This is a genomic window from Candidatus Frankia nodulisporulans (genome assembly GCF_902806475.1).
GTDB classification, from domain to species: Bacteria; Actinomycetota; Actinomycetes; order Frankiales; family Frankiaceae; genus Frankia; species Frankia umida.
On sequence record NZ_CADCWS010000248.1, the window covers coordinates 1 to 6029 of the forward strand.

The 6029-nt window shown below is 72.1% G+C and carries 2 protein-coding genes and 1 pseudogene; 1 reads left to right on the forward strand and 2 read right to left on the reverse strand.

The genetic code is table 11. The features are described from left to right. Positions 1-2652, reverse strand: a 2652-nt coding sequence (locus G6R24_RS17250; protein WP_163550256.1) for a SulP family inorganic anion transporter, incomplete at its 3' end; no start/stop codon positions are given. A 622-nt stretch (positions 2653-3274) separates the two neighbouring features. Here G6R24_RS17250 and G6R24_RS17255 point away from each other — a divergent pair. Further along, a pseudogene (locus G6R24_RS17255) lies at positions 3275-4783 on the forward strand (DUF2142 domain-containing protein). 84 nt (positions 4784-4867) lie between these two features. Here the strand turns inward: G6R24_RS17255 and G6R24_RS17260 are convergent. Beyond that, positions 4868-5707, reverse strand: coding sequence for an SDR family NAD(P)-dependent oxidoreductase (locus tag G6R24_RS17260; protein WP_163550257.1), 840 nt, complete (start codon positions 5705-5707; stop codon positions 4868-4870). Between the last annotated feature and the right edge of the window lie 322 nt (positions 5708-6029).

The following is a 6029-nucleotide window of genomic DNA, read 5'->3' on the forward strand; positions in this document are numbered from 1 at the left end:
CTGCAGCCGGGGCGGGGTCAGCGGGGTGTGCGCGTCCGCCGGGTCGACGAACCGGCCGCTGGCCTGGTCGAGCACGGAGATGCGGGCATCGGCGATGTCGAAGTACATGCCGACCAGGCGTAGCGAGCCGGCTTCCAGGGCGCGGCGCACGGTCGGCTGCTCGCGCAGGTTCTCCAACTGCTGGGCGACGTTGGCCCGGCCGAGCCGTTCGACGGGCGCCAGGTGTTCGGTGCCGGGCGGCGGGGTGCGTGTCAGCGACGCCGCGGCGTGCGCCAGCCAGCCGGCGAGCGCGGAGTCGAGCGGACCGGACCCGGCCAGCAGCGCCTTCATCGCGCCGCAGGACGAGTGCCCGCACACGACGATCGCCGGTACCTGCAGTACCTCCACGGCGTAGTCCACCGCCGCGGTGACGGACAGTTCGGTGGAGAACGGCACGCTGGGCAGTGGCCCGGTCGCGGCGCCGATGCCCACCCCGGCGGCCATGCCGCGCCCACGGGCCATGCCCGTCCCGTGCCCGGCGGGCCGTCCGATGATGAGGTGCGAGGCTGCGCCGGACGACGCGGCCGCGCTGCGCGGCACGATGTTGCCGACGTTACGCACCGTGAACAGGTCACCTGGGCCGCTGCTGGTGAGAATGTTCGGCACGATCCGCGAGTCGGCGCAGGTCAGGAACAGCGCACCGGGCTGTTGCGCGGCGGCGAGACCGTCGAAGGTGTCCCGCAGCAGGGGGGCCGCCCGGCGGTGGAACTCCCGAACCCCGACCATGATCGTCCCGACGTGGTCGAGTTCGGCCTGCGCCTGGGCACCGGAGGGCACCTGGTCCTCGGCAGGCAGCGCGTCGGTCGTGCCCGCGGCGGCTCCCGCCGCGTCGGTCTCCGACGTGGTTCGGGTACCGGTCGGGCTGGTGGACGAGGCGGTGGTCACCGACCCGGCCGACGTACCGCTCACCGCCGGGTCGTCCGCGGAGGAGGAGCTGTTCTGGGCGGACGAGCTGTTCTGGGCGGAGGGGGCGTCCTGGGTGGAGGGGCTGTCCTGCCACTGTGACCAGGGGGCGAACCAGCGGGGCAGGTGGGGGACGACCGAACGACGGCGCTGGCTCAGGTCGGCGCGACCCAGCCAGACCCGACCGATCTCGTCGATCTGGACGGAGCCACCGGATGCCTCGTGGTTGGCGCACCAGCCGCGAAGGTGGTCGTAGACGGCGTGGTCAAGGTAGTCGACGATGAGCTCGATCGACACCGGGGTACCGGCGGGAATCCGGGCGAGGACCCGGGCCAGGCGTGGCAGTGCGAGGAAGCTGAGGGTCCCCTTGACCTCCACCTGCCACAGCTCACCGTCACGGCGCAGGTGCACGCTGGACCACAGCACCCGGCGCAGCACCAGCACGAGCGCGGTGAGCAGACCGAGACCCACCCCCTTGAGCAGGTCCAGGCCGACGACACCGACCAGGGTCACCGCGTAGACCGGCAGTTCCCCGTGGCGGCGGACGTGGCGCAGGTGGGAGATGTCGACCAGCCGCACGCCGACGACCACCAGCAGCCCGGCGAGAGCCGCCAGCGGAATCCACTCGACGGCGAAACCGAGGAACAGCGCGAAGCCGAGCATCCAGACGCCGTGCAGGATCGCCGAGGCGCGGGTGCGGGCACCGGCGGCGACGTTCGTCGAGCTGCGCACGATGACGCCGGTGACCGGCAGGCCACCGATGACACCGGAGAGCAGGTTGGCCGAACCCTGGCCGATGAGTTCGCGATCAAGGTTGACCCGGGGGCCACGCCAGCCGCGGGAGGTGGCCAGCTGATCCACGGCCACCGCGGACAGCAACGACTCGACGCTGGCCACGATCGCGACGGTGACGATCCCGAGGATCACCCCGGACCAGTCGTGATCGGGCAGCTCGGGCAGGGCGACCGCGTCGAACAGCGAGGCGGGAAGGTCGACGCGGGGCACGTCGAAACCGGCGATCCCGGCGAAGGCGGTACCCACGACGACCGCGACCAGGTAGGCGGGCATCCGCCGCAGGGCGCCGGGCACCGCCTCCGGCAGCCGTGGCCAGAGCAGGATCACGGCGATGGTCACCAGGCCGACCGCGGTCGCGCCACTGTGCGGATCGAGGATCGCCCGCGGGATGTCCTTGATGTTCTCCCAGGCGTGGCTCTCGGCCGTCCCGCCGAGCACCACGTGGATCTGGCCGAGCACGATCGTCAGACCGATACCGCCGAGCATGCCGTGCACGATCGCGGGCGACACGGCCAGGGATGCTCGCGCGACCCGGCCGAGACCGAGCAGAATCTGCAGCAGGCCCGCGGCGGCCGTGATCAGGCAGGTGGTCCGCCAGCCGTAGCTGTTGATCAGGTTGGCGACGATGACGGTCAGGCCCGCGGCCGGGCCGCTGACCTGCAACGGGGCACCGCCGAGCACACCGGCGACGATGCCGCCGACCACCGCGGCCAGCAGGCCGGCGGCCACGGGTGCGCCCGAGGCCACCGCGATACCGAGGGAAAGCGGCAGCGCGACGACGAACACGACCAGCGAAGCCTGAAGATCAGGGCGCCAGGACGCGCGTACGCCCGGCGGCGAGTGGTTCTGCCGCGCTGGGTTCGACGCGGGCAGGGGTTTCCCGGGCGGCGTCGCCGGTGGGATGGGTGAACTCACGTCATCTCCTCGCGATCGGGGCTCAAGGAAGCGAATCGGTGGGATGGCCTGGAACGGCGCCGATCAGGCGGTCATGGTCTGATCAACGGTGACACCGCTGATCGACCTCTGGTCGCCCGCCTCGTCTCCACCTTTCCGCCACCTGCGGTGACGGATGTCGCACCCTGTTGAACGAACCGATCGGCCAACAAGTTTCGATGCGTGAGGACCAGTGGTCGCCGCGTAATCATTCGACCGCATCGGCCAGCTTCGTCCCAGAACCCATCCGGCCGGAAATACCGGACAAAAACGACTATAACCGCAGAAACCATCGTCTCCCTGGTGTGGGCCGATGGACCCGTGTGCGCGCGGCCGCCATGACGGTTCTGTCGGAGTCGGGTCGTACCGTCCACGAAGGTGCGGGATAGCCCGATGTTCCGCATATCCTGATGCCCGTCCTACTTTGCGTAGCATCACGATCGCCCAGCCACGACTCCGCGGCCACGATCACCCAGCCACGTTCGCGTGGTCAGCCGGCGCGGAGCCCCTCTGCCTCGGGGGAGACGCACTGTCCCGCATGCATCGGCGCGCCCGACCGGCGTCGCGCCGCGCGCCCGGTGGCCGCCTGGTCCTGGCGTTGCTGATGGCCGGTTTCTCCCTGCTGTTGTCCGCCTGGGTGGGCAGCAACGCGCCGGGGTTCGGACCGGACGAACCGGCCAACTTCATCAAGGAGGTCGGCGCCGGCACCGGCCAGTGGACGGGTGTCGCGGGCCGGCTGGCGCATCCGGCGTTCGGCGACCAGCCCGGTGCGCCGGAGCGCATCGCCTGGATCAACCGCAACAGTCGGGTGTTCGAGCTACCGGCCGGCGTCGACCCGGGCGCCGCCCACTTCTCCTGCGACCTGTTCCACAACGACCGTTCCGTCCGCTGCCTGGACCGGCCGCCCACCCGGGCGCCAGCCACCCGGGCGTTGAGCTACGTCGGCACCTACGAGCCGTATGTGTATGCCGTCCCCGGGGCGGCGATGGCGCGCACCCACACCGCGCGTGCCGCGCTCTACACCGGACGGGCGGTGACGGCCGCCCTCGTCGCCCTGCTGCTCGCGGTCGCGCTCGGCGCCGCCTGGGACCGCCGGGCCGGGCCGGTGTCGCTGTCCGGTGTGCTGCTGGCCGCGTCCCCGATGGTGCTGTTCCTCGGCTCGGTGCTCGGCACGAACGGCCTCGAGATCGCCGGCACGCTCGCCCTGTGTTCCCTCGCGCTGCGGATGGGTCGGGCGGGCGCCGCGCCCCTGTGGACATGGCCGGCGGCGGGTCTCGTCGGGGCGCTGTCGCGGCCCACCGGCCCCGCCTAGGTGCTGCTCGCCGCCGTGGTCGGCGGTGTGCTCGCCGCCGGCCGCCCCCAGCACCGGGCGGGCCGGGAGAGCCGGGAGAGCCGGCACGCCCGACCCGCGGTGGGCTGGGCCGCGGCCTGGCCGGTGCTCTGGCGCTCGCTCGCGCTCGCGCCGGCGGCCGTGGGCATCGTGGCGACGCTGCTGTGGGAACGCGCCGTGCAGCCGCATCCGGGCATCCACCGTCCGGTGGTCATCGAAGGACTGCACCGGCTCGGTTTCGACGCCCAGGCCTGGGTGCGCCAGTGGGTGGGGGTGTTCGGCTGGGCGAGCCTGCCGATGCCCGACTTCGCCTACTGGATGTGGTGGGTCGGCGCGCTCGTCCTCGTCGGGCTGGCCGTCGCGCTCGGGTCGCGGCGGACCCGGGTGGGGCTGGCGCTGGTCCTGGTCGGCGCGGCGGCGGTGGCCGTCGGCCTGGACGTGCTCGTCCTGCGTCAGACCCGTTTCCCGGTGTACGGGCGCTATCTGCTGCCGCTGGCGCTGCTGGTTCCGCTGGTCGCCGGGGAGATCGTCACCCGCCGCGCCGACCGGCTGGCGCCCTGGGCCCGCCAGAGCCTGCGGATCACGGTGCCCTCGCTGGTCACCGCGGTGCACCTGGTGGCGCTGTGGGCCAATGGACGTCGCTATGCCGTCGGTGTCAACGGCCCACGGTGGTACTTCGACTCCGCCCAGTGGACGCCGCCAGGTGGCTGGTCACTGTGGGGCGCGCTGGCCGGCGCCGGCGCCGCCTGCATCCTCGGTGCCGTCCTGGCCCCGGTTCCCTGACCGGGCGGTCACCCACACCTCATCCACCGGCCCGTCCGGGTGAGCCCCCTGCGCAGGGGGCTCACCCGGACGGAGCCGCGCGCGTCAGCGGACCTGTTCGGTAGGCCGGATCAGCAGTTCGTTGATGGCCACCCGGCGTGGCCGGGTCACGATGTAGGCGACGCCGTCCGCGATGTCCTCGGCCACCAGACTCTCCACCCCGGCGAACGCCGAGCGGGCGTACTCACGGATCTCGGGACGCAGGTGGTCGGTGAGTTCGGTGGTGACCGCGCCCGGCTCGACGACACTGACCCGCACATGCCGGGCGGTGATCTCCTGGCGCAACGCCTCGGTGAACGCGTTCACGCCGAACTTGGTCAGGTTGTAGATGCCGCTCATCGACATCGCCCGCCGGCCCGCGACCGAGCTGATGTTGACCAGGTCCGCGACCTCCCGGGGGCCCGTCTCGGCCGCGGCGACCAGATGCGGCAACGCCGCGTGCGAGACGTACAGCAACCCCTGCAGGTTCAGGGAGATCATCCGGTCCCACTCGCTGGTGGGCGCGTCGAGGATCGGCCCAAGCAGCATCACCCCCGCGTTGTTGACGACCGTGTCAAGCCGGCCGAGTTCGGCCACGGCCCGTTCGACCGCGCCGATCGCCTGCTCCTGCTCGGTGAGGTCGGCGGCGAGCGCGATCGCCCGCCCGCCGTCCGCCTCGATCTCGCCGACAAGCCGCTCAAGCCGGTCCTCACGCCGGGCGACCAGCGCGACGGCCGCCCCCTGCCGTGCCAGCTCCCGCCCGGTCGCGGCTCCGATACCGCTGCTCGCGCCGGTCACCAACGCCACGGTCCCGCTCAGCGTCCCCGCCGAGCCGGTTCCCGTCGCACTGGCCCCCACCGCGCTGGCCCCCACCGTGTTGGCGCGAGCCGGATGTGCCTCTGTCATGGTGCGCCCTTTCGCTGTAACGAGAGATCGGACGGCGACGGGCCCACTCGTCCGCCCTGTCCGCTCGCCGCACGCTATGACTTCGAGCGCACACGAGGTCAAAGAAGATCGTGCTCCAACGACGCGGCCGCGTTCGCGGTGCGCGGCCCTATGCCGCACCGGTTCCGTCGTCCGCGGCTGCCCCGTCGGCCGAGCCCTGCCATTCACGCAGGTTCTGCACGACCTCTTCGTAGAACCGCTCGAGCGTTTCGATGACAGAGGTCACGAATGTTCCCTTGCCCACGCCTCGTTTGGTTCCCAGCGGCGCGCTCAGCGAGACCCG

What these genes read in the sequence shown, in the direction of transcription:
- G6R24_RS17260 (WP_163550257.1), bottom strand. Translation starts at nt 5,707, where the DNA reads ATGACAGAGGCACATCCGGCTCGCGCCAACACGGTGGGGGCCAGCGCG.